Source organism: Bradyrhizobium sp. Arg237L, assembly GCF_029990105.1.
Classification (GTDB): Bacteria; Pseudomonadota; Alphaproteobacteria; order Rhizobiales; family Xanthobacteraceae; genus Bradyrhizobium.
The window spans coordinates 1-660 of the sequence record NZ_JAQMIL010000203.1; the positions used below are offsets into that span (position 1 = coordinate 1).

General features: G+C 57.7%; 1 protein-coding gene. It reads left to right on the forward strand.

Annotation, left to right across the window (positions count from 1 at the left end; translation table 11 throughout):
- Window positions 1-62 precede the first annotated feature (62 nt).
- The coding region (locus tag OZ411_RS42990) for a tyrosine-type recombinase/integrase (RefSeq protein ID WP_282532807.1) at window positions 63-660 on the forward strand (598 nt) is incomplete at its 3' end.

Genomic DNA, 660 nt, shown 5'->3' on the forward strand with positions numbered 1-660 from the left:
CGACGTCATTTCAGAGGTTATCGGCTTGAGAATGGTCGACCTCACTAATTGAGGAGGTCACCATGATCGAAGTCCTAAGCACCATCGAGAAGGTCTCCAAGCACGTCCCGTGGAACAAGGGTAAGATCGTCGGTGCGAAGCCACCACTCCGTCCGAAGCACGTCTGGTCCATCCGGACAACGCTCCAGGTCGAGGGCCGGCTCCGGGATCTGGCGCTGTTCAACGTGGCCATCGACAGTAAACTTCGTGGCTGCGATGTCGTGGCGCTGAAGGTCGACGACATCGCGCCAAGCGGCTATGCGGCTGATCGTGCAAGCATCCGGCAGAAGAAGACGGGACGACCGGTCAAATTTGAACTCACCGAGTCGACACGCCAAGCCGTCGACGACTATCTGAGAGCGACGGTCAAGAAGCCGGGCGAATACCTATTCACCGGCCGGTGGGGACCTAGTGGCAGTCTAACCACTCGGCAGTACGCGCGGCTTTTGTCTGATTGGCTTACCAGCGTAGGGCTTGATCCGCACCTGTTCGGAACACATTCACTTCGTCGAACAAAGGCGACTCTGATCTACCGGCGGACAGGCAACTTGCGAGCCGTGCAGCTTTTGTTGGGCCACACAAAAATCGAGAGCACCGTCCGATATCTGGGCATTGAGGTCG